We start from the raw sequence: 24,530 nt of genomic DNA on the forward strand, positions 1-24,530 counted from the left end.
CGGGCCGTCCTACCGATTCGGTTCGATTTCGTACGGCCGGTTTCGTCAGTGGGTTTCGGTGATTTCGCCGGGCTTCCAATCCTTGTCGAACCACGGTTGCAGCGGCCCGTAGAGGCGCAGGATGGGAAACCAGCTCTTGCCGGGCAGGGTCTGGATCCAGTTCGATTCCCGCCCGTCGGGCGCGGTGGGGCCGAACCAGAGGACGATCGAGCCGTCGGATTCGGTCCGGACCGTGCCGGACAGGCTCATGAGGCTGGGGTAGGGGTTGTCGGTCTGCAGGAGGGAGCGGGTCTGGGTGTCGTAAATGTCGACCGACCAGAAGTTCTTCGCCGGCGGGTCGGGCGGCAGGACGAGCCGATAGTGTTTGCCGCCGTCGAGGATCCGGCCCTCGGCGTCCTGCGCGGTGTAGGTGTAGGCCGATCCGGCGCCGGGCCGGGCATGGGCCATGGCCGGGGTGATGACCGTGGCGACGTAGTGGAACAGCGTGCGCGCGTCGAGCAGGCGTGCCCCGTCGCGCAGGAATTCGTAGCTGCCGCCGACGAAGGCTTCTTTCCAGGATCGGTCCTCGAAGACGAGGCCGTCGGTGTCGCGGGGGAAGTAGACGAGCGCCCGGCTGATCCCGGCCGCGGTGCGGGCGGCCGTGTCGAGAATCGCGCGCAGGCGCGGGCCGGGGGCGAACGGGTGGCCGTGCCGGATTCCGATCGCGGCGAGCTGACCGGCGCGTTCGGGATCGAGTGAGCCGGGTGGTTCTTCCTGGATCAGTTCGTCGACCTCCTCGTAGAAGGAGAAGTCGTTGGAGTGGACGGTGTTGAAGATCCGGTCGGCGACGTTGACGAACGCCATCTCCGGTGGGGCGTCGGCGTCGGCGAGACGGTAGACGCGGGCCTGCCGGATCGCCTCCACGCCGCCGAGGGCGCGCAACACCGCCCAGTTGGTGTAGGTCGGCGGCCGGTAGGTGAAATACCCGTCGGGGACGGTGCCGTCGTAGCCCGGCGGCAGGAACAGGTATTTCCCGCCCTGCCCGTGATCGGGGCCGGCGATGCCCATATCGGCGACATAGCGGAACCAGAAGTCGTCGACCACACAGAGCGAGTCGGTGGGTGGTTCGATCACGACCGGCCCGCCACGCAGATCGAAGAACGAAGTGCCGTACGTGGTTTCGGTGTTCGGGGTGAGGAAGAAGCTGCCGGAGTTCGCGCGCGGTTCGGTGATCGCCATGGTCGACACACCGTCGATGCCGACACTGCGCAACCCGCGCCGCATGGCGACCAGGGAGGCGCCCGGTACCGCGTTGAGGAAGACCTCGACTCCGCGCAGGAAATCCAGGCCCTCGTACAGCGCGGTGAGCGATTCCGGTTTCGGGACGCCGTCGAAGAAATCGAAGGTTCCCAAGGGCGTCTTCACCCGGTCGGGGACACCGATCCGGTTCGACGCCGCCGCCAACTGATCGTGCGAATCGGCCATGTCCGCTCCTCGGCGCCGCTGGTGGTCTCCGTTTCGGCCAAGATACGAACGAGATCGCGGGCACCACCTCACCCGCATGAGGTGAAATGCGACAACTGCGGTGGCGACCGTGCACGGCGGTCCTGACCAGGCGCACCACGGTCACCGGCTTCGACCGGCATGCCTCGCGGCTCGGGCCGATACCCTGCGTGTCCGGGGGAGGCGACTCACCTCGAAGATGTTGTTCCGCACGGCCTCCGGCGCCCTCGTCGCCGCCTGTCGGTGTCGAGGCGCATATCGAGGTCGATCGGCCGATGCCGGGAGAATCGTCGGGACCTGCCCGACTTGGTGCCGAGTGTGGGACTCGAACCCACACGTCCGTGAGGACAACGGTTTTTGAGACCGTCGCGTCTGCCAGTTCCGCCAACTCGGCGCACCGGGAGGAAATGATAGCCGGTGGGTGCCCAGGTTACCGAATCGGTCCCGCGCGGGCGGGTTCCCGCTGGGTAGATGGGTTGTGAGCGAAGTTGAACGGTACGCTTTAGGACACTCGGCTGTGCGTGGCCGGTGACAGGGTGGGACCGGAGGCGCACATCGGGCATCGGCATCGGAATATCGAGGGGTCTGTCTATGGGAACGAATGCAGGGGGCGCGGGCGCGAAGCAGGACGCGCCGGCTGCCGCGAAGCGTGTCGTGGTGGCCGAGGACGAGGCGCTCATCCGGATGGACCTTGTGGAGATGCTCTCCGAGGAGGGCTACCAGGTGGTGGGCGAGGCCGGTGACGGCCAGCAGGCGGTCGACCTGGCCGTGGAACTGCGCCCCGATCTGGTCATCATGGACGTGAAGATGCCGCGGCGCGACGGTATCGATGCCGCCGGCGAAATCGCCTCCAAACGTGTTGCGCCCGTGGTGATCCTGACCGCGTTCAGCCAGCGTGACCTGGTGGAGCGGGCGCGTGACGCGGGTGCGATGGCCTATCTGGTGAAGCCGTTCACCAAATCGGATCTGGTGCCCGCGATCGAGTTGGCGGCCAGCCGTTTTCACGAGATCTCGGCGCTGGAACAGGAGGTCGCGAACCTGTCCGACCGCCTGGAGACCCGCAAACTGGTCGAGCGCGCGAAGGGCGTGCTGATGCAGACGCAGGGACTGTCGGAACCGCAGGCGTTCAAGTGGATCCAGCGCACCGCGATGGATCGCCGCACCACCATGAAGGCGGTCGCGGAGGTCGTCCTGGACAATCTCGCGCCGAAGTCCTGATCGCCGCTCGCGGCCGGCCGCGCCTCGTGTGCCGGCCCGTGACGGTCGAGCGTGGGCACGAGACAGCTGCCGGTCCGTGGGGCGGGTGTGGCCTGCGTGACAGCGGCGGGCAGATAGGTGAGGGCGAATCCGAGCGCGACACATGCCGGTCCGTGCCCGGTGGCCGGGGATGTCGGTGCTTGTCCCTAGACTCTGTGCCGTGACTCCAGCCTCCACCGATCAGCGTCAGGGCAGTGTGTCGTCCACCACCGCCGCAGCGGCAGCGCCGAAAGCCGGCAGTACGGTGGCGGGTGCCCCCGGCGAGCGTCCCACGCTGTTGTTGCTGGACGGCCATTCCCTGGCCTACCGCGCCTTCTACGCGCTACCGGCGGAGAACTTCAAGACCGTCACCGGGCAGACCACCAACGCCGTCTACGGCTTCACCGCCATGCTGATCAACCTGCTGCGTGACGAGCGGCCGACCCATGTGGCGGCCGCGTTCGACGTCAGCCGGAAGACCTTCCGGGTCGAGGCCTATCCGGAGTACAAGGCCAACCGCATCACCACTCCTGACGAATTCCGCGGACAGGTGGAGATCACCCAGGAGGTGCTCGGCGCGCTCGGCATCCCGGTGATGGCCATCGAGGGCTACGAGGCCGACGACATCATCGCCACCCTCGCGACTCAGGCTGTGCCGCAAGGTTTCCGGGTGCTGATCGTCACCGGCGACCGGGATTCGCTGCAACTGGTCAATCCCGATGTCACCGTGCTGTACCCGAAGAAGGGCGTCTCCGAGCTCACCCGGTTCACACCGGAGGCGGTCGAGGAGAAGTACGGCCTGACCCCGGCCCAGTATCCGGATTTCGCGGCCCTGCGTGGCGACCCGAGTGACAATCTGCCCGGCATTCCGGGCGTGGGGGAGAAGACGGCGACCAAGTGGATACGTGAATTCGGCGATCTGCCGTCCCTGGTCGAGCGGGTCGACGAGGTGCGCGGCAAGGTCGGCGACGCACTGCGCGCGAACCTGTCCAGCGTGGTGCTCAACCGGCAGCTCACCGAGATGGTCAAGGATGTTCCGCTGCCGTACACCCCGGAGCAGCTGGCCCAGCAGCCGTGGGATCGCGACAAGATCCACCGCCTGTTCGACGATCTCGAGTTCCGGGTGCTGCGGGACCGGCTGTTCGAGACGCTGGCGCCGCCGGAGCCGGAGGCCGAGAGCGGTTTCGAGATCAGCGGCGGCCCGGTCGCGCCCGGCGCCGCCGCGGACTGGCTGGCCGAGCATGCGAAAGCCGGTGCACGCCACGGCGTTTCGATCGTGGGGACGACCACGCCCGTGCAGGGTGATGTGAAGGCGATCGCGATCGCCGCCGCCGACGGGGAGGGCGGCTACTTCGACGTGGTCGCGCTGACCCCCGAGGACGAACTCGCCCTCGGTCGCTGGCTCGCCGACGCCGAGACCCCCAAGGCCGTGCACGAGGCCAAGGCGGCCATTCACGCCCTGCGCGGGCGCAACTGGCGGCTGGCCGGGCTCACCAGCGACACCGCGCTCGCGGCCTATCTGGTCCGCCCCGGACAGCGCACCTTCAACCTCGACGATCTGTCGTTGCGGTACCTCTCGCGGGAATTGCGGGTCGAAGCCGCCGAGGACGCCCAGCTGTCGCTGCTCGACGATGAGGACCAGGTCGACACCGAACTGGCTCAGGCCGAGATCCTGCGCGCCCGCGCGGTGGCGGATCTGGCCGAGGCGTTCGACACCGAACTCGACCACATCGAATCCGTGCCGCTGCTCACCGAGATGGAACTGCCGCTGCTGGGTGTGCTGGCCGAACTCGAGCACGCCGGCATCGCCGTCGACTGCGACAAACTGGACGGGTTGCAGCGTGAATTCGCCGACCGGGTGGCCTCGGCCGCGGAAGCCGCCTACGAGGTGATCGGTAAGCAGATCAACCTGGGTTCGCCGAAACAGTTGCAGGTGGTGCTGTTCGACGAGCTGGATATGCCCAAGACGAAGCGGACCAAGACCGGTTACACCACCGACGCCGACGCGCTCGAGTCGCTGTTCGAGAAGACCCAACATCCCTTCCTCGAACATCTGCTGGCGCACCGCGACGCCACCCGCCTCAAGGTCACCGTGGACGGGCTGCTGAAGTCGGTCGCCGACGACGGCCGCATCCACACCACGTTCAACCAGACCATCGCCGCCACCGGCCGGTTGTCCTCGACCGAGCCGAATCTGCAGAACATCCCGATCCGCACCGACACGGGCCGGCGCATTCGCGACACCTTCGTCGTCGGCCCCGGCTACGAATCGCTGATGACGGCGGACTACAGCCAGATCGAGATGCGGATCATGGCGCACCTGTCTAAGGACGCCGGGCTGATCGAGGCGTTCAACTCCGGCGAAGACCTGCACAGCTTCGTCGCGTCCAAGGCCTTCGACATCCCGATCGCCGATGTGCACCCGGAGATGCGCCGCCGGATCAAGGCGATGTCCTACGGCCTGGCCTACGGTTTGTCCGCGTACGGGCTCTCGCAGCAACTGCGGATCAGCGCCGAGGAGGCGAAGGCGCAGATGGAGGTCTATTTCTCCCGTTTCGGCGCGATTCGTGACTATCTGCGCGACGCGGTCGATCAGGCGCGCAAGGTCGGCTACACGGAGACGCTGTTCGGCCGTCGCCGCTACCTGCCCGACCTGGATTCCAGCAACCGCCAGCGTCGCGAGGCCGCCGAGCGGATGGCGCTCAACGCGCCCATCCAGGGCACCGCCGCCGACATCATCAAGGTCGCGATGATCAACACCCAGGCCGCCATCGCGGAGGCGGGCCTGCGTTCGCGCATGCTGTTGCAGATCCACGACGAACTCGTCTTCGAGGTCGCCGCGGGTGAGCGGGAGGCACTGGAATCACTTGCCCGCGAACAGATGTCGAGCGCCATCGACCTGTCGGTGCCGCTCGAGGTCTCCGTCGGCGTGGGCCGCAGCTGGGACTCCGCCGCGCACTGATCAGGGCTTGGAGCGAGCCCGGTCTCGCACGGCATCCCGCGCCGCGGACGAGGATGTCCGCGATCCGCCACCCACCACGCGCGAGGTCGCCCGGCGGGCGCGCGGCATCCTGCCGGGCGCGGGTGCGCCGACTGGTGTTCCGGCGCTATCTGTTGCGGTGGGACAAATCCGCGCAACCCCGGTGACGACACGCCGAACCTGTCCGTGTCACATCCTGTGGACCCGCTGTGGCCTGGGCGAATGCGGCGCCCACCACGGCACTGTCCGTTGGCATACCGTTCACTCGAAAATGTGACGAAGTTACTCGTTGGTTCCGCCGCAATATTGTTGCCATCGTCGCGACGAGTCCATATTCTCGAAGCCGTGCCGAATCCCGCCGCAAGCCACAGCGCCGCGCGCAACGTCGCCGACCGCGACCGCGTGGTGCTCCTTCCGCTTACCGCGATGGTGGCTGCGGCGCGACTTCTCGTAGTACCTCGCCGTAGCGGGAGCTGATTCGGACCGGCCCCCTCGCTGCGGCCGTTGACAAGTGTTTGCGCTGGTCCCCTCTGTCATCCGACCAACGACAAAGCTTCGGGAAGACCTAGTCCAATGACGATCACTATCGATACACATGACTTCATCGCGGCCGCGCCCAAGGGGCTGCGCGCCGAATCCGCCGACCTGACGCCCGCGGAGTTCTACGACCGCTACTGTGCGCACACCGGCCCGGTCAAGCTCAGCGACTGGGCGCGGGCCGAACAGCGGGCGACCTATACCGCCACCATCGAACTGGCCGGACATGCGCGGACCGTGGTGTCCGCCGGTAGCCCGGTCGCCGCGCTGACCTCGGCGCTCTACGACGAGGGCTATCCGGTGGAGATTCTGCAGTTCCACCAGCGGCGTACCGGCAGCGGCACCGCCACCTTCGTGCAGTGCGAATGCAACGGCCGCCGAGGCTGGGGCGCCGCGCTCGCCGGAGACGGGCCGGAGTCGACCGTCCGGGCCATGATCGCCGGCATCAACAAACTCGGGAACTGAGCCCAGCTCGGCAACCGAGCCGACACGCGAAAACGCCGGTGCCGCATCCCGTTTCGTGAGGAATCGGGATGCGGCACCGGTTCGGGCGGGTCAGCTCTGCTGCTGTTCGGCGAGCTGCTTGCGCACCTCTTCCATATCGAGCGCCTTCACCTGGGAGACCAGATCCTCGAGCGCGGCCGGCGGCAGTGCGCCCGGCTGCGCGAAGACCAGGACACCCTCGCGGAAGGCCATGATCGTGGGGATGGAGCGGATGTTGGCGGCGGCGGCGAGGCTCTGCTCGGCCTCGGTGTCGACCTTGCCGTGGACGACATCGGGATGCTGTTCCGAGGACGCCTCGAAAGTGGGCGCGAACGCCTTGCAGGGCCCGCACCAATCGGCCCAGAAATCGACGAGGACGACGTCGTTTCCGGTCACAATCTCGTCGAAGTTCTGCGCGGTCAGGGTCTGGGTGGCCATGGGTTCCTCTCGTGTCGTTGTCTGCGGTGCAACGCGGGACGCTGCGCATATCTTCCGTGCGGCCGGCGTCCGCGGCTCAACCGTGGGCCTCACCCCCTGGGGCGATCGGCCACTCGATCCGCCGATCACCGTCCCACCGCCGAATACCCACCACGGTAGCCGCAAAATCCCGTTCGGCGGCCACCGCCTCGATCGCCGCGGGCCAGTGCTCCGATCTCAGCCGCCGTGCCAGCGTCACGTGCGGGGTCCACGCGTCCGGGCACATGTTCGCCGGAACGCCGGGGCAGCCGTCGACGACCGCCGCGATGCGCCGTTGCATCGTCAGCAGGTCCTCGGTGGGCACCACCAGCCGTACCAGAATGGGATGGCGGGCGCCGAATATCAGCAGCCCGCCCAGCCGGATCGGGAGCGGGCGGAACGGGAGGGCGGCCAGCGTCCGGTCCAGCCGGGGCCAGATCTCGCGGGCGACCGCGACGGTGATGTGCGGCCGGTGTTCCGGTGTGGGACTGTGCATTCCGGCCTCGGCCAGCATGCGCCACTGCCGGCGAATCTCGGCCTCCGCCGCCTCGTCGAGTACCAGTTCCACCGACTGCACCATGATGCGGGCCAACTTACGCGCGGGGATCGCGTGCGGTGCGTCGATCACCCGACTTCGGCCGGCGGTCCAGGGCCCGCGGTGGGCTCGGTGACGCGCCACCCCATAGGGTGACCCGGTGTGCCGGGCTGCGGACCGGCCGGGACGGGGTGCGAGCAGAGGAGTGAACGCGGTGGATTCGCGGCGGGTGGTGCGGCTCGGGCTGATCGAGGGCGACGGCATCGGACCGGAGGTGGTACAGGCGACCCGGGCAGTGGTGGACGAGGCGCTCGCCGCGGCCGGCGCGCCGACGCCGGAATGGGTCGAACTGCCGATCGGGCATGCGGCCATCGCCGAATGCGGGGAACCCCTCCCGGAGACCACGTTGTCCGCTCTCGCCGACCTCGACGCCTGGATTCTCGGTCCGCACGACAACGTCTCCTACGCGCCGCATCACCGCATCGGGGCTCCGCCGGGCGGGGCGATCCGCAAACGCTTCGGCCTGTACGCGAATATCCGCCCGGCTCGGACCTTTCCGGGCGTGCGGGCGGCCGCGCAGGACATCGATCTGGTGATCGTGCGCGAGAACAGCGAGGGCTTCTACGCCGACCGCAACATGTTCGCCGGTTCGGGCGAATTCCGGCCCACCGCCGATGTGGCGATGGCCGTGGCCGTGATCACCCGAGCCGCCTGCGCACGCATCGCGCATCAGGCCTGCGCGCTCGCGGCGGCCCGGCGCGGCCGGTTGACGATCGTGCACAAGGCGAATGTGCTGCCGATGACGATGGGTCTGTTCCGCGACGTGTGTTCGGAGGTGGCCGCCGGGTACTCGGGCGTCGAGGTCGACGACGAACATGTCGACGCCGCGGCGGCCCATCTGGTCCGGGCGCCCGGTGACTACGACGTCCTGGTGACCGAGAACCTGTTCGGCGACATACTTTCCGACCTCGCGGGGGAACTCGCCGGTTCGCTGGGCCTGGCGGCCTCGCTGAACTGCTCGGCCGACAAGGCGATGGCGCAGGCGGTGCACGGCGCGGCTCCCGCGCTGGCGGGACGCAACCGGGCGAATCCGGGTGCCCTGCAACTGTCGGCCGCGATGCTGCTGCGCTGGCTGGGCGCCCGTGACGGCGATCCGGCGCTGCTCGGCGCCGGCGACCGGATCGAGCGTGCGGTGGCGGCGACCCTGGCGGCCGGCATCGCCACCGCCGACCTCGGCGGACTGGCCTCGACCAGTGAATTCACCGAGCAGGTCCGGGCGCGGGTGCATCGCCGGTGAATCGGCGTGTACCCCTGCCGCCGGTCGCGGCGCGCATTAACCTTCGGTAACCGACCGGCGCATCCCGTGCCGATCGCCTAGATTTTCGAATGGCTGCATTGCTACACGGCGACCCGCCCACGGTGGCGGATCGCGCGAATACGGAGGGCCGCGTGTCAGTTCGACTCGGCGCCCGCGGGTACATCCTGCGAGCCGCGTGCGTGATCGTCGGTGCGGCGGTGCTGGCAGCGGGATGTGCGGACAACACCGAGGACGAATCGCCCAAGGTGCCCAAGGTGCCGGTGACCGAGGTCGAGTCGATCGCGGCGCAGCTGCCGCCGAAGATCGCGCAGGCCGGACGGCTCGTGGTCGGTGTGAACGTTCCGTATCAGCCCAACGAGTACCGGGATCCGCACACGGGACAGATCATCGGATTCGACGTCGACCTGATGGACGCGGTCGCGGGTGTGCTCGGTGTGCGCGCCGACTATCAGGAAGCCGACTTCGAGAAGATCATCCCCGCGATCGAGGCCGGCACCGTCGATGTGGGCATGTCGTCGTTCACCGACAACCTGACGCGGGAGAAGACCGTCGACTTCGTCGACTACTTCTCCGCCGGCATCCAGTGGGCCCAGCGCAAGGGTCGTCCCATCGATCCGAACAACGCCTGCGGCAAGAAGGTCGCCGTGCAGCGCACCACTACCGAGGACATCGACGAGATCCCGGCGAAATCGAAGGCCTGCACCGATGCCGGCAAGCCCGAGATCCACAAGATGTCCTACGACGAACAGAGTGCGGCGGCCACCGCCCTGGTCCTCGGCCAGGTGGACGCCATGTCCGCCGATTCCCCGGTCACCGCGTACGCGATCAAGCGCAATGCCGACACCATCGAGGCCGCGGGCCCGGTGTTCGAGGCCGAGCCCTACGGCTGGCCGGTGCCGAAGGGGTCGCCGCTGGCCCCGGTGCTGCAAGCGGCGCTGCAGCATCTGATCGATACCGGCGTCTATCGCACCATCGCCCAGAACTGGGGCGTAGAGGCCGGTGCGATCACCACGTCGGTCATCAACGGCGCGAAAGGCTGAGTGCACATGTCCGCGCAACCCCCCGCCGGCTCGCAGGCCGGGCCGCCCGAGGCATCGATGCCGGAGCCGATCGAGGCCGTACCGCTGCGGCGGCCGGGACGCTGGATCGCCGCGGCGGTACTGCTGATCCTGCTCGGCCTGTTCGTCTACGGTGCTGCCACCAACCCGGCCTATCGCTGGGACACCTACGGGAAGTATCTGTTCGATCGGCGGATATCCGAGGGTGCGGTGGTCACCCTCGAACTGACCGTGCTGGCGATGGCGATCGGCGTCGTGCTCGGTGTGATCCTCGCGGTGATGCGGCTGTCGCCCAATCCGGTGCTGCGGTCCGTGTCGTGGGTGTATCTGTGGATCTTCCGCGGCACCCCGGTGTACATCCAGCTCGTCTTCTGGGGCCTGTTCCCGGCGCTGTACAAATCGATTCAACTCGGAATCCCGTTCGGCGGGCCCAGTTTCGTGCAGTGGGATGTGCAGGACTGGTCGCAGCCGTTCATCTTCGCCATGATCGGCCTGGGCCTGAACGAGGCCGCCTATATGGCCGAGATCGTGCGTGCCGGAGTCAATTCGGTGGGTGAGGGCCAGCGCGAAGCGTCGGTGGCGCTGGGCATGTCGTGGGGGCAGACCATGCGGCGCACGGTATTGCCGCAGGCGATGCGGGTGATCATCCCGCCCACCGGCAACGAGCTGATCTCCATGTTGAAGACCACCTCACTGGTCACCGCGATCCCGCTGACCACCGATCTGTACGGCCGCGCCCGCGATATCTACGGCATCAACTTCCAGCCGATCCCGCTGCTGCTGGTCAGCGCGACCTGGTATCTGGCGATCACCAGTGTGCTGATGGTCGGCCAGTTCTATCTCGAGCGGTACTACTCGCGCGGGGTGACGCGGCAGTTGACCGGCAGGCAGCTGCGCGCACTGGCCACCACCCAGCAGACCACGGAGGCCGGCAAATGAGCAGCGCCACGGCGGCTTCGGCCGATGTCCCGATGATCCGCGCCGAGCGGGTGTGCAAGAACTTCGGTGCGCTGCAGGTGTTGCAGGGGGTGTCGCTCGAGGTCGCGCGCGGGCAGGTGATGTGCCTGATCGGCCCGTCCGGCTCCGGCAAGTCGACCTTCTTGCGCTGTATCAACCATCTGGAACGGGTGAATGCCGGGCGGCTCTACGTCGACGGCGATCTGGTCGGCTATCGCGAACGCGGCGGCAAACTCTACGAACTCCGTCCGCGGGAGTCGGCGCGCCAGCGCCGCGACGTCGGCATGGTGTTCCAGCATTTCAATCTGTTCCCGCATCGCACCGCGCTGGCGAATGTGATCGAGGCGCCGATTCACGTGAAGAAGATCTCCCGCTCCAAGGCGGTCGCTCGCGCTCGGGAACTGCTCGATCGAGTCGGCCTGGCGGACAAGGCCGATGCCTATCCCGCGCAGCTGTCGGGCGGACAGCAGCAGCGCGTCGCCATCGCCCGCGCCTTGGCGATGGATCCGAAGCTGATGCTGTTCGACGAGCCCACCTCGGCCCTGGATCCCGAACTGGTCGGCGAAGTCCTCACGGTCATGCGCGAATTGGCGCAATCGGGCATGACGATGGTCGTCGTCACGCACGAAATGGGTTTCGCCCGCGAGGTCGCCGACCAGCTGGTGTTCATGGACGGGGGAGTGGTGGTGGAGGCCGGGAATCCGCGCGAGGTGCTGGCGAATCCGCAACACGAGCGAACCCAGGCCTTCCTGTCCCGAATCCTGTAGGAAACGAGGCTCAGTCCTCGTCGAAAGCCGTTGCGCGCGCGACCTTCTCCCACTCGCCGATGTCGGCGCGCACGGAGTCCAGGTGGCCGAGCAGGGTGTCGACCGAATCGCTGCCCAGCGGCAGCCGCAGCGGGGTGCGCTCGGCCTCGAGAGCGGCGCGGATGGCGGCCGCGGCCTTGGCCGGGTCGCCGGGCTGGGTGCCGTCGCCGCCCTCGATCATGCGGCGGGTCTTGCCCGCGGTCTCGGCGTAGGCGTCGGATTCGGCACTGAAATAGGCTGCGCCGGAACCGAACAGGCCGGTGCGGAAGGCGCCGGGTTCGACGACGAGCACCCGGATGCCGAACGGTGCCACCTCGTCGGCCAGCGCCTCCGACAGTCCCTCCAGCGCGAATTTGGTGGCGCTGTAGGCGGAGAAACCGGCGAACGACATCTGACCGCCCACACTGCTCATCATCACGATCGCTCCGCTGCCCTGGGCGCGCATCTGCGGCAGGACGGCGCGGGTGAGGGCGGCGGGACCGAAGACGTGCAGGTCGAACAGGTCCCGCAGTTCCCGGTCGGTGGTTTCCTCCACCGCGCCGACCTGGGTGCGCCCGGCATTGTTGACCAGCACGTCGATGCGGCCGTAGCGCGCGATCACATCGGTGACGACCGCGGCGACGCGGTCGGTGTCGGTGACGTCGAGCGCTACGGCCTCGATGCGATCGGGATGGGCGGCCACCAGATCGTCCAGCGCGGCGGTGCGGCGAGCGACCGCGACGACGATATCGCCGGCGTCGATCGCGTCCTGGGCGATCGCGCGTCCGAAACCGCTACTGGCGCCGGTGATCAGCCAGACCTTGCCTGTGCTCACGGAAACTCTCCTCGATAGTTCTGGGTACGGGAGAAATCCTTGCCTGTCCCCAGTGGTGGAGTCCAAGACCTTTCGCTATAACCATGGGTTATGGATGTGCACGGACGTGATCTGCGGTACTTCGTCGCCGTCGCCGACGAGCTGAACTTCACCCGTGCCGCCGAGGCTCTGTTCATCTCCCAGCCCGCGCTGTCGAAGCAGATCCGCGCTCTGGAACGCCAGATCGGGGCGCCGCTGTTCGATCGCGACAGCCGGTCGGTCCGCCTCACTCCGGTGGGCCGGACGCTGCTGCCGCATGCGCGAAAGTTGTCGGCGGACTGGGACAGCGCGCGTGCCGAAGTGGAGGCCGCGAAGGCCGGCCGGCATGCCACCGTGACCATCGGGATCAGTACCAGCCCGGGGCGCGGTTTACTGCCGGCTGTGAGGTCCCGGTTCGCCACCGCGTTCCCGCATGCGAAACCCGCGCTGCGTCAACTGGGCTGGTCCGATCCGACCGCCGGATTGGCCGATGCCGGCGCCGATGTCGCCTTCGTATGGCTGCCACTGGCCCAGCCGGACCGCTACGACTGGATCGTGGTGGCGCGCGAACCGCGCATGGTGGCGCTGCCCGAAAATCATCCGCTCGCAGCGCATTCGGTGGTGGATTTCGCAGATCTGCTCGATGAACCGTTCCTCGCGCTGCCGGAGTCGGCGGCCGAGTTGCGCGACTACTGGCTGGCGGTCGACGCGCGTGGCGGCCGCGCGCCGAACATCGGGGCAGTGATCTCCAGCACCGAGGAAACCTACGAGGCGCTGCTGAACGGCGACGGTGTGGTGCTCCTCGCGGCGGGCAATGTTCCGCTCATCGCCCACGAGGGCGTGGTGGCCCGCGAGGTACGCGGCATCGGCCCGAGCGAATTGGCGCTGGCGTGGCGGCGCGGCCAGTCCCGCCCGCTCGTCCGCGGATATATCGACGCGTGTCACTCGGCGGTGGGCGCCGGATGAGCCGTCGGCGCGTGCGAGTGGCCGTGCCCGCCGAGTCGGGACGTCGTCGCGCCGGCCTCGGGTCGGCAGACGCCGCGGGTTCCGAGGGCCGACATTCGCGGGACCAGCCTCAGCGGTGCGCCGGCTTGCGGCGGCCCAGGGCGATGCGCAACTGCCCGAGCAGTACCTTCGCGGCCGGCGCCGCCGGTCGATCCGAACGCCAGACCAGGCCGAGCTGTCCGTGCATCTGCGGATCGGTGATCTCGATCATCCGGACTCCCGCGGCCTCGGCTCGAGCGGTGCCGAGGGCCGGAACCACGGCGATTCCCAGTCCACCGGCCGCGAGTTGAACGAGCAGTGGCGGCGCGGCGGCCTCGAACTCGATTCTCGGCGTGAATCCCGCGGCGGCGCAGCAACGTTCGAGCACGCCGCGAATTCCGGTGCCCCGCGGCAGGCAGATCAGGGAGCGATCGCGCAACTCGGCCAGCGCGATCCGCGATCCGAATTCGTGGTCGTCGCGCGCCACGGCCGCGGCCAGGCGCGTCTCGAAGACGACGTCGACGCTCAGGCGTTCGTCGAGTTCCGCGCCGGTCAGCCCGACCAGGGCGATATCGAGTTCGCCGTGGGCCAGCGCGGCGAGCATCCGGTCCGTGGTGTCCTCGGTGAGGGTGATGCCGACCTGCGGATGATCCCGGTGGAATGCCGACAGGACCGTCGCGACGTCGAACTCCTCGGTCGCCGCCCCGGAGATCAGGCCGATTCGGACCTGCCCCCGCAACAATCCGGTGAACTCGTCGACGGTGAACGAGATCTGTTGTGCCGCAGCCAATGCCGATCGGGCATACGGCAGTACGGCGGCACCGGCGGCGGTCAGTGTCACGGTGCGTCCCGACCGGTCCAGCAGCGGCTGACCCAATTCCCGTTCCAGCTGCCGGATCTGCGCCGAGAGACCGGGCTGCGCCAGATGTAGCCGCTGGGCCGCCCGGGTGAAATTCGCCTCCTCGGCGACGGTGACGAAGTAGCGCAACTGCCGCAGTTCCATAACTGATAATTCTAGTATCAAGAATAACTATCTGTTTTACTTCTCATTAGCCCGGCGGCAGAGTTCAGGACATGACGAACTCGACCTTCCCCGCCGAACTGCCCACCGTCACCGGCCCGGTCTTTCGCCCGGGTGCGGACGGCTACGACGCCGAGGTCTCCGGCTTCCAGACCGCCTACACGCACCGGCCGGACCTCGTCGTCGGCGCGGTCCACGCCGAGGATGTACGGGCGGCCGTGGAATTCGCCGCGCGGCACGGGCTGCCCGTCGCGGTCCAGGCGACCGGCCACGGGCTCTCGGTGCCGGCCGCGGGCGGTGTGCTGATCAGCACGCGCCGGATGACCGACCTGCGCGTCGATCCGGAAGCCCGCACCGCCTGGGTGGCCGCGGGTGTGCAGGCCGAGGCGCTGATCGCGGCGGCGGTCGCGCACGGTCTGGCGCCGCTGAACGGCTCCTCGCCCTCGGTCGGTGTGGTCGGCTATCACCTGGGTGGCGGGCTCGGCATTCTGGCGCGCAGCTTCGGCTACGCCGCCGACCGCGTCCGCGCCGTGGAACTGGTGACGGCCGACGGGCGGCTGCGCCGCCTCACGCCCGGTGACGAATTGTTCGGTGCCGCACTGGGATCCGGCGGTAACTTCGGTGTGGTCACCGGTATGGAGCTCGAACTGTTCCCGATCACCGAGGTCTACGGCGGACAGCTCGCCTTCGACACCCAGCTGGTCGAACCCGCGCTCGAGGCGTGGCGGCAGTGGACCGCCGAGGTCCCCGAGGAGATGACCTCGGCGATCACCATGATGACGATGCCCGACGTCCCGGCGATCCCGGAACCGCTGCGCGGGCGCTACCTTGCCACCGTCAACATCGCCTTCACCGGGTCGGCCGCCGACGGTGAGCGGCTGGTCCGGCCGCTGCGTGAGGTGGGTGCCCGGCTCGCCGACGATCTGCGAACGATGCCCTACAGCGACACGCACGGCATCTACCGCGACCCGAGTTTCCCGCACGCCTATACCGCCACCAATGCCCTGCTGTCGGACCTGACCGCGGATGCGGCGTCGGACTTCCTCGACGTCACCGGCCCCGAGGCGCCGGTCGCTGCGGTGGCGGGCTTCCGCCATCTCGGCGGTGCGCTGCGCCGCCCGGGTCCGGCGGGTATCGCGATGGACCACCGGGAGGCCGAATACAACGCGCGCATCATCACGATGCCGAACTCGGATGGCCCCGATCAGCGGGGCTACCACGACCTGGTCGCGAAGTCGCTGGCGCCGTGGACGATCGGCCACAATCTGAACTTCCTGTACGGCGCCGGGGAGTGGGCCGACGAGAACCAGACCCGCGCCGGATACGCCGCGCGAACCTACGACCGGCTGCGAGCGCTGAAGTCCGCATACGACCCGGCCAACCTGTTCCGTTTCAACCGCAACATCCGCCCGCCTGAGCCGCTCCGGCGACCCGGGCCACTTGTCGCCGGGAGTATCGCTGCGCTATCGTCGTGATATCACTTCAATATTGGGAGGATGTCATGTCGCTGCGTCCGGCCTTCCGGCTGAACGGGTTCTTGATGCTGTTGGTGCTGCTGGTGGTCGGCACCGCCGGACTGATCGGCGGGGTCGCCGCCTCCAGCGCCGCCGGTTCGGGTGGGGGTGCCGGCGCGGCGATCGGCGCGGTCGCGGGCTATGTGATCCTCGCGGTCGCGGTGATCCTGCTGACCGGACTCACCACCGTCGGCCCGAACGAGGCCAAGGTGCTGCAGTTCTTCGGCCGCTACGTCGGCTCGGTCGCCGACGCCGGCTTCTTCTGGACCCTGCCACTGACCACCAGACGGCGAATCTCGTTGCGGGTCCGCAACTTCGAGACACAGAAGTTGAAGGTCAACGATTTCGACGGTAATCCGGTGGAGATCGCGGCCGTGGTGGTCTACCGGGTCGTGGACAGCTTCAAATCCGCCTTCGCCGTCGACGACTACGAGGAGTACGTGCAGACCCAGTCCGAGGCCGCGGTCCGGCACCTGGCCACCGTGCACCCCTACGACGCCGCCCCCGATGTGGTGCCCGCGGCCGTGGCGGCGACGCCCGCTCTCGTCGGGTCCGACGACCCGGCTCCGACCAGCCTGCGCAACGGCGCCGAGGTCGCCGAGGAACTGACCACGGAACTGCGCGAGCGCACCGCGCTCGCCGGTATCGAGATTCTCGAAGCGCGCATCACGCATCTGGCGTACGCGCCGGAGATCGCCCAGTCGATGCTGGTCCGCCAGCAGGCCGCGCAAGTGGTGGCCGCGCGCAGCCGCATCGTGGAAGGTGCGGTCGGCATGGTGGGCATGGCGCTGCAGCGGCTCACCGAGGAGGGGATGGTCGACCTGGACGAGGAGCGGCGGGCCTCGATGGTGTCGAATCTGCTGGTGGTGCTGTGTGGCGATCGGTCCGCTCAGCCCGTGGTCAACACCGGAACGCTCTACTCCTGATGGCCAAGCGCGAGCCCAAGAAGGTGCTCGTCCGGCTCGATCCGGCCGTCCACGAGGCGATAGCCAAGTGGGCGGCCGACGACCTGCGCAGCATCAACGCTCAGATCGAGTACGCCTTGCGGATGGCGCTCGATCAGGTGGGGCGCTCCCCGCGGCGGGCCGGGGAGGCCCCCGAATGAAAACAAACCTGACACCCGTTTCGTCCGGTATTTATTACCAGGTGGTCACGCCTTGAACACAAAACGCCCCAGGAAGTGCGAAAAGGTCACGAATGGGTAGCTTGGTTGCGTGCCAATCGTGTTCGAAACCGGGGGACTGCAGCAGCTTGACCAGACCACGTGGGGGAATCCGGCCACCCGTGACATCATCACGCTGAGCTATATCGATCTGGTACCGGACTTACCCGCCCCGCTGTCCGACATCGACACGTTGCGCCGCCGCCTCACCGAACTGCAGGCCGAGTTCGGCTGCCTGATCGAGGCACATGCCATCAGTGTGGACTCCCAGCCGGCCCTGCTGCGGCTGGAGAAGTTCCCGCTGGCCGATCAGGCGACCGGACTGGGCTTCACCGCCGGAATCGTCGTGCCCAAGGCCGGGTGCAGCGCGATCGTGAAGATCATGTGCCCCGAAACCGGCCGGTCCGGCGTCCGCGAGGCCGCGGTCGTGCCGAAGGTCGGCTTCGCGAACATGTTCCCGCCGCATCCGTACGCGCCGGAGGTCAAGGGCAAGCTGCCCTACAACGTCGCCGACGACGCGCGCTGGGATTCGCAGTTCCCGGACCATCCGCTGACCCGCGCGCGGCGCTGGATCACCCACGTCAGCCGGACCGCGCGCATCGATCCGCGGTTCGCGGCGCTGCCGCCGTTCCTCGGTCCGGGCGGTGCGGAGGCGTCGGCCGGTAAGCCGGCGCCCACGGGTAAGGCCCCCACGGGGCAGACGGAGCCCGCCGCGGCGCCCGCCACACCGGTGGCCAAGCCGGATCCGGGCAAGACCACGCCCATTCCCGCGCAGACCTCGGTGTCCGACGGCAAGGCGACGGTGACGTCGCCGCCGCTGCCACGAGCCGCGCGGGCTAATGCCGCGGCGGCTTCTCGGTAACGAAAATGGCTGTGCCGGGGAAGATCTCACCGCGCAACGGGCTCCACTGACCCCATTCGCGCTCGAGCCACTCCGGCCATTCGGGTTCGACGATGTCGAGCAGGATCAGGCCCGCGCCGACGATGTCGCGGACCCGATCGCCGATCGTGCGGTGATGTTCGACGTAGATCGGTTCGTCGTCGGCGTCGACCTCGACATACGGCGTCCGGTCGAAATACGGGATCGTGGCGCGCAGTCCGTCCGGGCCCGGATCGTCGGGGAAGATCCATCGCATCGGGTGATTCACCGAGAACACCCAGCGTCCGCCCGGCCGCAGCACCCGGGCCACCTCCCGCATCACCTGGGCGGCATCGGCGACGAACGGGATCGCGCCGAACGCCGAACAGGCCAGATCGAACGATTCGTCCGCGAACGGCAGCGCCTCGGCACCGGCCTGCACCAGCGGCACCCGCGGGCCGCCGCGCGCCATGGCCGCGAGGCCGCGGTCGAGCATCGCCCGCGACAGATCCAGCCCGACCGGATGCGCACCCCGGCCGGCGAGCCAGCGCGAACACGGCGCCGATCCGCAGCCGATCTCGAGCACCCGCCGCCCGGCGACCTCGCCCAGCAGATGCCAGTCGCCCTCGTGCAAGCCCTCCGGGCACCAGACGAATTCTCCGGCCTCGGAGTCGACGCCCAGGAAATCGGCGTGGGTCTCGTGGTACTGCGCGGCGTCGGCGTCCCACCAGCGCCGGTTGGCGCGCTCGCTGACGGCCGAGCCGACGCTCGTGCGGGTCACCCGCGCGGTGCCGAGCAGGGCGTTGGCCTGGGCGTGGCGAGCGTCGTCGAGGAGGGCCGGATGCGGATCGTCGGACATGGTTCGCAGCGTATGGCACGGCCGGGCGCGGGCCCTCGCGGACGCCGTCGGGATGTGCCCGCCGGGATGTGCGCGAGCGGGCTGATCACCTCCCGGCCGTGACGGGTACCACACTGTGCGGGAACGGTGTTCGGTGCGGACGTATGATCATGATGCGGGCGGGGACCCGTGTTTGCTTGGCGTAACTCACGTCGCGTACGCTGTTTCCCGCGAGTGTCTTCGGCATTTGCGTAGCCGCTGTCGGTACTGTAGCGCTCGGTACCGGGCGCAGGGGTTACGGATTTCGGAAGTCGCCCGCGGGCTGTGATTTCGCAGCCGGTGCTGTGAGTTTCTGCAGTGAGTACAGCGTTGTGCTGTGTCGCAGCGATGTGCTGTGCACGGCCGTCAACGTAGTTCCACCGCTGTGAGTTCACAGCAAAACCGAGAGTTCCAATGTCCACTACCGACCACAATCCGTCCGGAGCAACCCAACATATGCCCACCACCGTCACCTCGCCGCAGGTAGCCGTCAACGACATCGGCTCCGCCGAGGACTTCCTCGCCGCCATCGACAAGACGATCAAGTACTTCAACGACGGAGATATCGTCGAAGGCACGATCGTCAAGGTCGACCGCGACGAGGTTCTGCTCGACATCGGTTACAAGACCGAAGGCGTCATCCCTTCCCGCGAACTGTCCATCAAACACGATGTCGACCCGGCCGAGGTCGTTTCCGTGGGCGATGAGGTCGAGGCCCTCGTTCTCACCAAGGAGGACAAGGAAGGCCGCCTGATCCTGTCGAAGAAGCGGGCTCAGTACGAGCGGGCGTGGGGCACCATCGAGGAGCTCAAGGAGAAGGACGAGGCCGTCAAGGGCACCGTCATCGAGGTCGTCAAGGGTGGTCTGATCCTGGACATCGGCCTGCGCGGCTTCCTCCCGGCGTCCCTGGTCGAGATGCGCCGCGTCCGCGATCTGCAGCCGTACGTCGGCAAGGAGATCGAGGCGAAGATCATCGAGCTGGACAAGAACCGCAACAACGTGGTCCTGTCCCGCCGCGCCTGGCTGGAGCAGACCCAGTCCGAGGTCCGCAGCGAATTCCTGCACCAGCTGCAGAAGGGCCAGGTCCGCAAGGGCGTCGTGTCCTCGATCGTCAACTTCGGCGCGTTCGTCGATCTCGGCGGCGTCGACGGTCTGGTGCACGTCTCCGAGCTGTCCTGGAAGCACATCGACCACCCGTCCGAGGTCGTCGAGGTCGGCATGGAGGTCACCGTCGAGGTTCTCGACGTCGACCTGGACCGCGAGCGGGTTTCGCTGTCGCTCAAGGCCACCCAGGAAGACCCGTGGCGTCAGTTCGCCCGCACCCACGCCATCGGCCAGATCGTGCCCGGCAAGGTCACCAAGCTGGTTCCGTTCGGTGCGTTCGTGCGCGTCGAGGAGGGCATCGAGGGCCTGGTGCACATCTCCGAGCTGGCCGAGCGCCACGTCGAGGTGCCGGACCAGGTTGTCGCCGTGGGCGACGACGCGATGGTCAAGGTCATCGACATCGACCTGGAGCGTCGCCGGATCTCGCTGTCGCTGAAGCAGGCGAACGAGGACTACCACGCCGAGTTCGACCCGTCGAAGTACGGCATGGCCGACAGCTACGACGAGCAGGGCAACTACATCTTCCCCGAGGGCTTCGACCCCGAGACCAACGAATGGCTCGAGGGCTTCGACAAGCAGCGGGAAGAGTGGGAAGGCCGCTACGCCGAGGCCGAGCGTCGCCACAAGATGCACACCGCTCAGATGGAGAAGATGGCGGCCGACGCCGCTGCCGAGGCCGCCAATGGCGGTGCCTCCGGTAACTACTCCTCCGAGAGCGGCGCGCAGAGCTCGTCCTCCAGCTCCTCCGAGCCGGCCGGCGGTTCGCTGGCCAGCGACGCGCAGCTCGCCGCGCTGCGTGAGAAGCTGTCCGGCAACGCGTAATTCGCTGAGCTGAAACGAAGGCCCCGGTTCGATGGACCGGGGCCTTCGCCCGTCTCCGGGCTGCCCATTCAGCCCGTCGTCACCGCATCGCTACCGCCGGTCCATTATTCTCGGCGAGGATCTACCGCTGTCCTCTGTCAGTCGGCACGGTCTTGTCGGCTGACGCGGTCTTGTCATCCGGCACTGTTGTTTTCACCGACGCGGAAGGTCTCGGCACCGGCATGGGTCTGTTCGACGGCATCAAGAGGCGTGATTTCCTGGCGAAGGCCATGGCGGCCGGTGGGGTCGGGGCGCTGGCCGCCTGGGCGAACCCGATCATCGAGCGTGCGCACGCGGCCGACCCGGCGGGCATGGGCGGGCTCGGCGATATCGAGCATTTCGTCCTGCTCATGCAGGAGAACCGCTCGTTCGACCACTACTTCGGAACCCTGTCCGGCGTACGAGGTTTCGACGACGCCTCGCCGGCGTGGAAGCAGTACGGCTACGCACCCGGCGTCGGGCCCACCGCCGACGGGTTCATCGTCCCGTTCCGGCTCGACACCACCCGAGGCGCGACGCTCGACGGCGAATGCGTCAACGATCCCGATCATTCCTGGGGCGGTATGCACGAGGCGTGGAACGGGGGCCACAACGACCGCTGGATGCCGATGTCGGTGGCCGGCGTCGGCGCCGCCAATGGTCCTGCGGCCATGGGATATTACACCCGCGCCGATATCCCGATTCACCACGAGCTGGCCGATGCGTTCACCCTCTGCGACCACTACCACTCCTCGGTCCTCGGCCCGACCGACCCGAACCGGCTGTACTGGGTCTCCGCCACCATCGACCCGGACGGTCTGGCCGGCGGTCCGCTGGTGGAGACGCCGACGCTGATCCCGCAGAACGCCTACAGCTGGCGCACCTACCCGGAGAACCTCTCCGAGGCCGGCGTCGACTGGAAGATCTACAACAACCGCGACCTCGGCCCGATCTCGTCGGTGATCCTCGACGGCATGATGGGCTGCTTCACACAGGCCGCGGATCCGAACTCCGAGCTGGCCAGGCGTGGCAAGGCTCCGGTCTATCCGCAGGATTTCGCGGCGGACGTGGCCGCCGACCGGTTGCCCGCGGTGTCGTGGGTGATTCCGCCGCTGTTCAACTGCGAACATCCCGCGCTGCCACCGGCATTGGGCGCGGTGGGCATCATGCAGGTGCTCGACATCCTCACCTCCAATCCGAAGGTGTGGGAGAAGACCGCGCTCATCGTGAGCTACGACGAGAACGGCGGATTCTTCGATCACGTGACCCCGCCGACCCCGCCGCCCGGCACGCCGGGGGAGTACCTCACCGTGGACCTCGGCCGGGTACCCGCTGCCAAGGGTCTCGCGGGCCCGATCGGATTGGGGTACCGCGTCCCGTGTTTCGTCATCTCGCCGTATTCCCGCGGCGGCCTGGTCGCCTCGCAGACCTTCGACCACACCTCGCAATTGCGATTGCTGGAACGTCGTTTCGGCGTGGACGTGCCGAATTTGACCGCGTGGCGGCGCAGCGTCACCGGTGATATGACCTCGGCCTTCGATTTCGGTTCGGCACCCGATTCCGTGCCACCCCGAATTACCGATCCGAAACCGAAATCGGATGCCGCTCTGGCGCAGTGTGGTCCGAATATCGCGCTCGGCACCAACGATAAGGGAATTCCCTATCCGGTGCCGCCGAATGCGATGCCGAGTCAGGAACCGGGCTCACGCCGAAGCCCGAGCGGTCTGGTGTGAAATACCGGCGGCCCGCCGAGTCTCCGGCGGGCCGCCGAATGTTCGATGTACTGGTCAGCTCGCCGTGGCGGGAATCCAGCGGGTGGCGCCGCTGCGGCTGCGCATGGCCGCGAAGCTGTGCCGGGCCGGGCTGAGTAGGGCGGTCAACCACGAACGGCGATGTTCGGCCAGTGCTGCCGCAACGGCGGGTATCCGAATGCAGTGCACGGTGCCTGCCAAACCCAGCCGGTGGCGACCCGACTGGATGTGTGTGGTGCCCAATGATCGTCCTTCGCTAGCTCGGATGGCCTGGATCGCCCGGGGCGAAACAGTAGCGGAACAAAAGTGCGGGGCTGCGGATTTTGCGTGACTTCGGCCCCGGCGTGTCGGAAAGTTGCCGACTCCAGGTCGGTATCGCGAGGAAAAAGTTGCGAATTGATATCACCGGCGTCACGGAATGGGTAATACCGCGTGGATGAGGTGAAAAAGAAACACACGATGGGTAATCAGCCCGATCGGCCCGCGGCCGGGGTGCGGGCGCGGACGCCGGCAGTGGATGCGAGACTGGGGAAATGTTGCGTATCGGTCTCACCGGAGGCATGGGAGCGGGTAAGTCGACGGTGGCGCGGCTGCTGGTGGAACACGGGGCGGTGCTGGTCGACAGCGACGCCATCGCCCGCGAGGTCGTCGAACCCGGCACCGAGGGCCTGGCCGCACTGGTCGCGGCGTTCGGCCCGGACATTCTGGCCGAGGACGGCAGTTTGAACCGCCCGGCGCTCGCGGCGGTCGCTTTCGCGGACGAGCAGTCGCGCACGACGCTGAACTCGATCACCCATCCGCTGGTCGGCCGGCGCACCACCGAGCTGATCGCCGCCGCGCCCGCGGACGCCGTTGTGGTGCAGGATATTCCGCTCCTGGTCGAGAACAATCTCGGCGCGATGATGAATCTCGTCGTGGTGGTGATGGCCGACGAGCAGACGCGCGTGCACCGGCTCGAGCAGTTCCGTGGCGTGAGCCGCGCGGACGCGCTGGCACGGATCAAGGCGCAGGCGAGTGACGACCAACGGCGTGCGGCCGCGGATGTCCTGTTGGACAACAATTCTGATGCCGAGGCGCTGGCGCCGCAGGTGCGAGCGCTGTGGGAGCAGCGCCTGCTGCCCTTCGAACACAATGTGCGCACCGGGACTGCGGCGCGCTCGACCGGGCCGGTGCGGGTGGTCGAGCCGGACCCGCACTGGCCGGCGCAGGCGCAGCGGTTGATCGGCCGGCTGTGGCTGGCCTGCGGTGGCGACGCGCGGCGCATCGATCACATCGGTTCCACCGCCGTGCCGGGGCTGGCCGCCAAGGATGTCGTCGACATCCAGATCACGGTCGCCGACCTCGCGACGGCCGACGCGCTGCGAGATCGATTGGCCGCCGCCGGTTTTCCGCGGATCGACTCGATCACCGGCGATAATCCGAAGCCGACGCCCCAGGATCCCGCGGGCACCGATGCCGAGCTGTGGGCGAAACGTCTGCACGGCAACGCCGATCCCGGGCGGCTCGCGAATGTCCATGTGCGCGTGGACGGTTCGCCGGGACAGCGGTTCGCCCTGGACTTCCGTGACTGGTTGCGCGCCGACGCCGACGCCCGTGCCGAGTACCTGGAGATCAAGCGCCGCGGCGAGGCGGAGGCGACGGGCAAGGTGGGAGATGAGGCCGTCGAGGCGTACCTGTCGGTGAAGGAACCCTGGTTCGACAAGGTCTACGAGCGGGTTCCGCACGCCTGACGCAGGCT

At 68.0% G+C, this 24,530-nt stretch carries 22 protein-coding genes and 1 tRNA gene; 15 read left to right on the forward strand and 8 right to left on the reverse strand.

The window, feature by feature from the left end; translation table 11 throughout:
- Positions 1-45: 45 nt before the first annotated feature.
- Positions 46-1,464 carry a DUF1254 domain-containing protein gene (locus AC5592_RS16890; protein WP_232329397.1) on the reverse strand — a complete coding sequence of 473 codons (1,419 nt, stop codon included), beginning with the start codon at positions 1,462-1,464 and terminating at the stop codon, positions 46-48.
- Positions 1,465-1,789: 325 nt separating this feature from the next.
- Positions 1,790-1,876: transfer RNA gene (locus AC5592_RS16895), tRNA-Leu, on the reverse strand.
- A 197-nt stretch (positions 1,877-2,073) separates the two neighbouring features.
- Here AC5592_RS16895 and AC5592_RS16900 point away from each other — a divergent pair.
- The 3 genes from AC5592_RS16900 to AC5592_RS16910 all read left to right on the forward strand — a co-directional run bounded on the left by AC5592_RS16900 (position 2,074) and on the right by AC5592_RS16910 (position 6,700).
- Entirely contained in the window at positions 2,074-2,700 is a 627-nt protein-coding gene (locus AC5592_RS16900; RefSeq protein WP_036500534.1) for an ANTAR domain-containing response regulator, read from the forward strand.
- 169 nt (positions 2,701-2,869) lie between these two features.
- A complete protein-coding gene (polA, locus tag AC5592_RS16905; protein WP_083870722.1) occupies positions 2,870-5,680 on the forward strand; it encodes a DNA polymerase I in 2,811 nt (936 codons plus the stop codon).
- 591 nt (positions 5,681-6,271) lie between these two features.
- Entirely contained in the window at positions 6,272-6,700 is a 429-nt protein-coding gene (locus AC5592_RS16910) for a 2-isopropylmalate synthase (RefSeq protein WP_036500539.1), read from the forward strand.
- A gap of 90 nt (positions 6,701-6,790) precedes the next feature.
- Here AC5592_RS16910 and trxA read toward each other — a convergent pair whose 3' ends face one another.
- Entirely contained in the window at positions 6,791-7,156 is a 366-nt protein-coding gene (gene trxA, locus AC5592_RS16915; protein WP_062998952.1) for a thioredoxin, read from the reverse strand.
- A 76-nt stretch (positions 7,157-7,232) separates the two neighbouring features.
- Complete coding sequence (locus AC5592_RS16920; protein WP_232329398.1) at positions 7,233-7,802, reverse strand: 2'-5' RNA ligase family protein; 570 nt, start codon at positions 7,800-7,802, stop codon at positions 7,233-7,235.
- Between the two features lie 121 nt (positions 7,803-7,923).
- On the opposite strand from AC5592_RS16920, the gene AC5592_RS16925 reads away from it, so the two are divergent.
- The 4 genes from AC5592_RS16925 (at position 7,924) to AC5592_RS16940 (ending at position 11,809) form a co-directional block, all read left to right on the forward strand.
- Positions 7,924-9,006, forward strand: a complete 1,083-nt coding sequence (locus AC5592_RS16925; RefSeq protein WP_232329399.1) for an isocitrate/isopropylmalate dehydrogenase family protein — start codon at positions 7,924-7,926, stop codon at positions 9,004-9,006.
- Between the two features lie 152 nt (positions 9,007-9,158).
- The gene (locus tag AC5592_RS16930) at positions 9,159-10,067 is read left to right on the forward strand and encodes an ABC transporter substrate-binding protein (protein WP_232329400.1); all 909 of its coding nucleotides are present in this window, start codon (positions 9,159-9,161) and stop codon (positions 10,065-10,067) included.
- 6 nt (positions 10,068-10,073) lie between these two features.
- Complete coding sequence (locus AC5592_RS16935) at positions 10,074-11,024, forward strand: amino acid ABC transporter permease (RefSeq protein ID WP_036500610.1); 951 nt, start codon at positions 10,074-10,076, stop codon at positions 11,022-11,024.
- Positions 11,021-11,809: an amino acid ABC transporter ATP-binding protein gene (locus AC5592_RS16940; RefSeq protein ID WP_036500546.1), complete on the forward strand. Its 789-nt coding sequence runs from the start codon at positions 11,021-11,023 to the stop codon at positions 11,807-11,809. Before AC5592_RS16935 ends, AC5592_RS16940 begins: the two co-directional genes overlap by 4 nt.
- 10 nt (positions 11,810-11,819) lie before the next feature.
- On the opposite strand, the gene AC5592_RS16945 is transcribed toward AC5592_RS16940, so the two are convergent.
- Complete coding sequence (locus AC5592_RS16945; RefSeq protein ID WP_036500548.1) at positions 11,820-12,662, reverse strand: oxidoreductase; 843 nt, start codon at positions 12,660-12,662, stop codon at positions 11,820-11,822.
- Positions 12,663-12,752: 90 nt separating this feature from the next.
- Here AC5592_RS16945 and AC5592_RS16950 point away from each other — a divergent pair, with 90 nt between their 5' ends.
- Positions 12,753-13,646: a LysR family transcriptional regulator gene (locus AC5592_RS16950; RefSeq protein ID WP_063064789.1), complete on the forward strand. Its 894-nt coding sequence runs from the start codon at positions 12,753-12,755 to the stop codon at positions 13,644-13,646.
- A 109-nt stretch (positions 13,647-13,755) separates the two neighbouring features.
- On the opposite strand, the gene AC5592_RS16955 is transcribed toward AC5592_RS16950, so the two are convergent.
- Positions 13,756-14,667: a LysR family transcriptional regulator gene (locus AC5592_RS16955; protein WP_063064790.1), complete on the reverse strand. Its 912-nt coding sequence runs from the start codon at positions 14,665-14,667 to the stop codon at positions 13,756-13,758.
- Between the two features lie 71 nt (positions 14,668-14,738).
- Here AC5592_RS16955 and AC5592_RS16960 point away from each other — a divergent pair, with 71 nt between their 5' ends.
- The 4 genes from AC5592_RS16960 (at position 14,739) to AC5592_RS16975 (ending at position 18,223) form a co-directional block, all read left to right on the forward strand.
- Positions 14,739-16,160, forward strand: coding sequence for an FAD-binding oxidoreductase (locus AC5592_RS16960; RefSeq protein WP_063064791.1), 1,422 nt, complete (start codon positions 14,739-14,741; stop codon positions 16,158-16,160).
- A 26-nt stretch (positions 16,161-16,186) separates the two neighbouring features.
- Positions 16,187-17,125, forward strand: coding sequence for an SPFH domain-containing protein (locus AC5592_RS16965; RefSeq protein WP_036500557.1), 939 nt, complete (start codon positions 16,187-16,189; stop codon positions 17,123-17,125).
- A complete protein-coding gene (locus tag AC5592_RS16970) occupies positions 17,125-17,304 on the forward strand; it encodes a type II toxin-antitoxin system antitoxin (protein ID WP_036500559.1) in 180 nt (59 codons plus the stop codon). Before AC5592_RS16965 ends, AC5592_RS16970 begins: the two co-directional genes overlap by 1 nt.
- A gap of 109 nt (positions 17,305-17,413) precedes the next feature.
- Entirely contained in the window at positions 17,414-18,223 is an 810-nt protein-coding gene (locus tag AC5592_RS16975) for a hypothetical protein (protein WP_198163865.1), read from the forward strand.
- Here the strand turns inward: AC5592_RS16975 and AC5592_RS16980 are convergent.
- Positions 18,198-19,079: a class I SAM-dependent methyltransferase gene (locus tag AC5592_RS16980; protein ID WP_036500562.1), complete on the reverse strand. Its 882-nt coding sequence runs from the start codon at positions 19,077-19,079 to the stop codon at positions 18,198-18,200. The genes AC5592_RS16975 and AC5592_RS16980 overlap by 26 nt on opposite strands.
- A gap of 474 nt (positions 19,080-19,553) precedes the next feature.
- Between AC5592_RS16980 and rpsA the strand changes: the two genes are divergently transcribed.
- A complete protein-coding gene (rpsA, locus tag AC5592_RS16985; RefSeq protein ID WP_039777576.1) occupies positions 19,554-21,023 on the forward strand; it encodes a 30S ribosomal protein S1 in 1,470 nt (489 codons plus the stop codon).
- A gap of 221 nt (positions 21,024-21,244) precedes the next feature.
- The gene (locus tag AC5592_RS16990; RefSeq protein ID WP_063064792.1) at positions 21,245-22,774 is read left to right on the forward strand and encodes a phospholipase C; all 1,530 of its coding nucleotides are present in this window, start codon (positions 21,245-21,247) and stop codon (positions 22,772-22,774) included.
- A 54-nt stretch (positions 22,775-22,828) separates the two neighbouring features.
- Here AC5592_RS16990 and AC5592_RS16995 read toward each other — a convergent pair whose 3' ends face one another.
- The gene (locus AC5592_RS16995; RefSeq protein ID WP_083870720.1) at positions 22,829-23,035 is read right to left on the reverse strand and encodes a hypothetical protein; all 207 of its coding nucleotides are present in this window, start codon (positions 23,033-23,035) and stop codon (positions 22,829-22,831) included.
- Between the two features lie 290 nt (positions 23,036-23,325).
- Between AC5592_RS16995 and coaE the strand changes: the two genes are divergently transcribed.
- The gene (coaE, locus tag AC5592_RS17000) at positions 23,326-24,522 is read left to right on the forward strand and encodes a dephospho-CoA kinase (RefSeq protein ID WP_036500569.1); all 1,197 of its coding nucleotides are present in this window, start codon (positions 23,326-23,328) and stop codon (positions 24,520-24,522) included.
- Positions 24,523-24,530 lie beyond the last annotated feature (8 nt).

Source organism: Nocardia violaceofusca NBRC 14427 (assembly GCF_963869435.1).
Lineage (GTDB): Bacteria > Actinomycetota > Actinomycetes > Mycobacteriales > Mycobacteriaceae > Nocardia > Nocardia aobensis.

Coding starts and splice junctions, on each gene's coding strand:
- AC5592_RS16890 (WP_232329397.1), bottom strand. CDS start 1,464: ATGGCCGATTCGCACGATCAGTTGGCGGCGGCGTCGAACCGGATCGGT.
- AC5592_RS16900 (WP_036500534.1), top strand. CDS start 2,074: ATGGGAACGAATGCAGGGGGCGCGGGCGCGAAGCAGGACGCGCCGGCT.
- polA (WP_083870722.1), top strand. CDS start 2,870: ATGTCGGTGCTTGTCCCTAGACTCTGTGCCGTGACTCCAGCCTCCACC.
- AC5592_RS16910 (WP_036500539.1), top strand. CDS start 6,272: ATGACGATCACTATCGATACACATGACTTCATCGCGGCCGCGCCCAAG.
- trxA (WP_062998952.1), bottom strand. CDS start 7,156: ATGGCCACCCAGACCCTGACCGCGCAGAACTTCGACGAGATTGTGACC.
- AC5592_RS16935 (WP_036500610.1), top strand. CDS start 10,074: ATGTCCGCGCAACCCCCCGCCGGCTCGCAGGCCGGGCCGCCCGAGGCA.
- AC5592_RS16940 (WP_036500546.1), top strand. CDS start 11,021: ATGAGCAGCGCCACGGCGGCTTCGGCCGATGTCCCGATGATCCGCGCC.
- AC5592_RS16950 (WP_063064789.1), top strand. CDS start 12,753: ATGGATGTGCACGGACGTGATCTGCGGTACTTCGTCGCCGTCGCCGAC.
- AC5592_RS16955 (WP_063064790.1), bottom strand. CDS start 14,667: ATGGAACTGCGGCAGTTGCGCTACTTCGTCACCGTCGCCGAGGAGGCG.
- AC5592_RS16960 (WP_063064791.1), top strand. CDS start 14,739: ATGACGAACTCGACCTTCCCCGCCGAACTGCCCACCGTCACCGGCCCG.
- AC5592_RS16965 (WP_036500557.1), top strand. CDS start 16,187: ATGTCGCTGCGTCCGGCCTTCCGGCTGAACGGGTTCTTGATGCTGTTG.
- AC5592_RS16970 (WP_036500559.1), top strand. CDS start 17,125: ATGGCCAAGCGCGAGCCCAAGAAGGTGCTCGTCCGGCTCGATCCGGCC.
- AC5592_RS16980 (WP_036500562.1), bottom strand. CDS start 19,079: ATGTCCGACGATCCGCATCCGGCCCTCCTCGACGACGCTCGCCACGCC.
- rpsA (WP_039777576.1), top strand. CDS start 19,554: ATGCCCACCACCGTCACCTCGCCGCAGGTAGCCGTCAACGACATCGGC.
- AC5592_RS16990 (WP_063064792.1), top strand. CDS start 21,245: ATGGGTCTGTTCGACGGCATCAAGAGGCGTGATTTCCTGGCGAAGGCC.
- coaE (WP_036500569.1), top strand. CDS start 23,326: ATGTTGCGTATCGGTCTCACCGGAGGCATGGGAGCGGGTAAGTCGACG.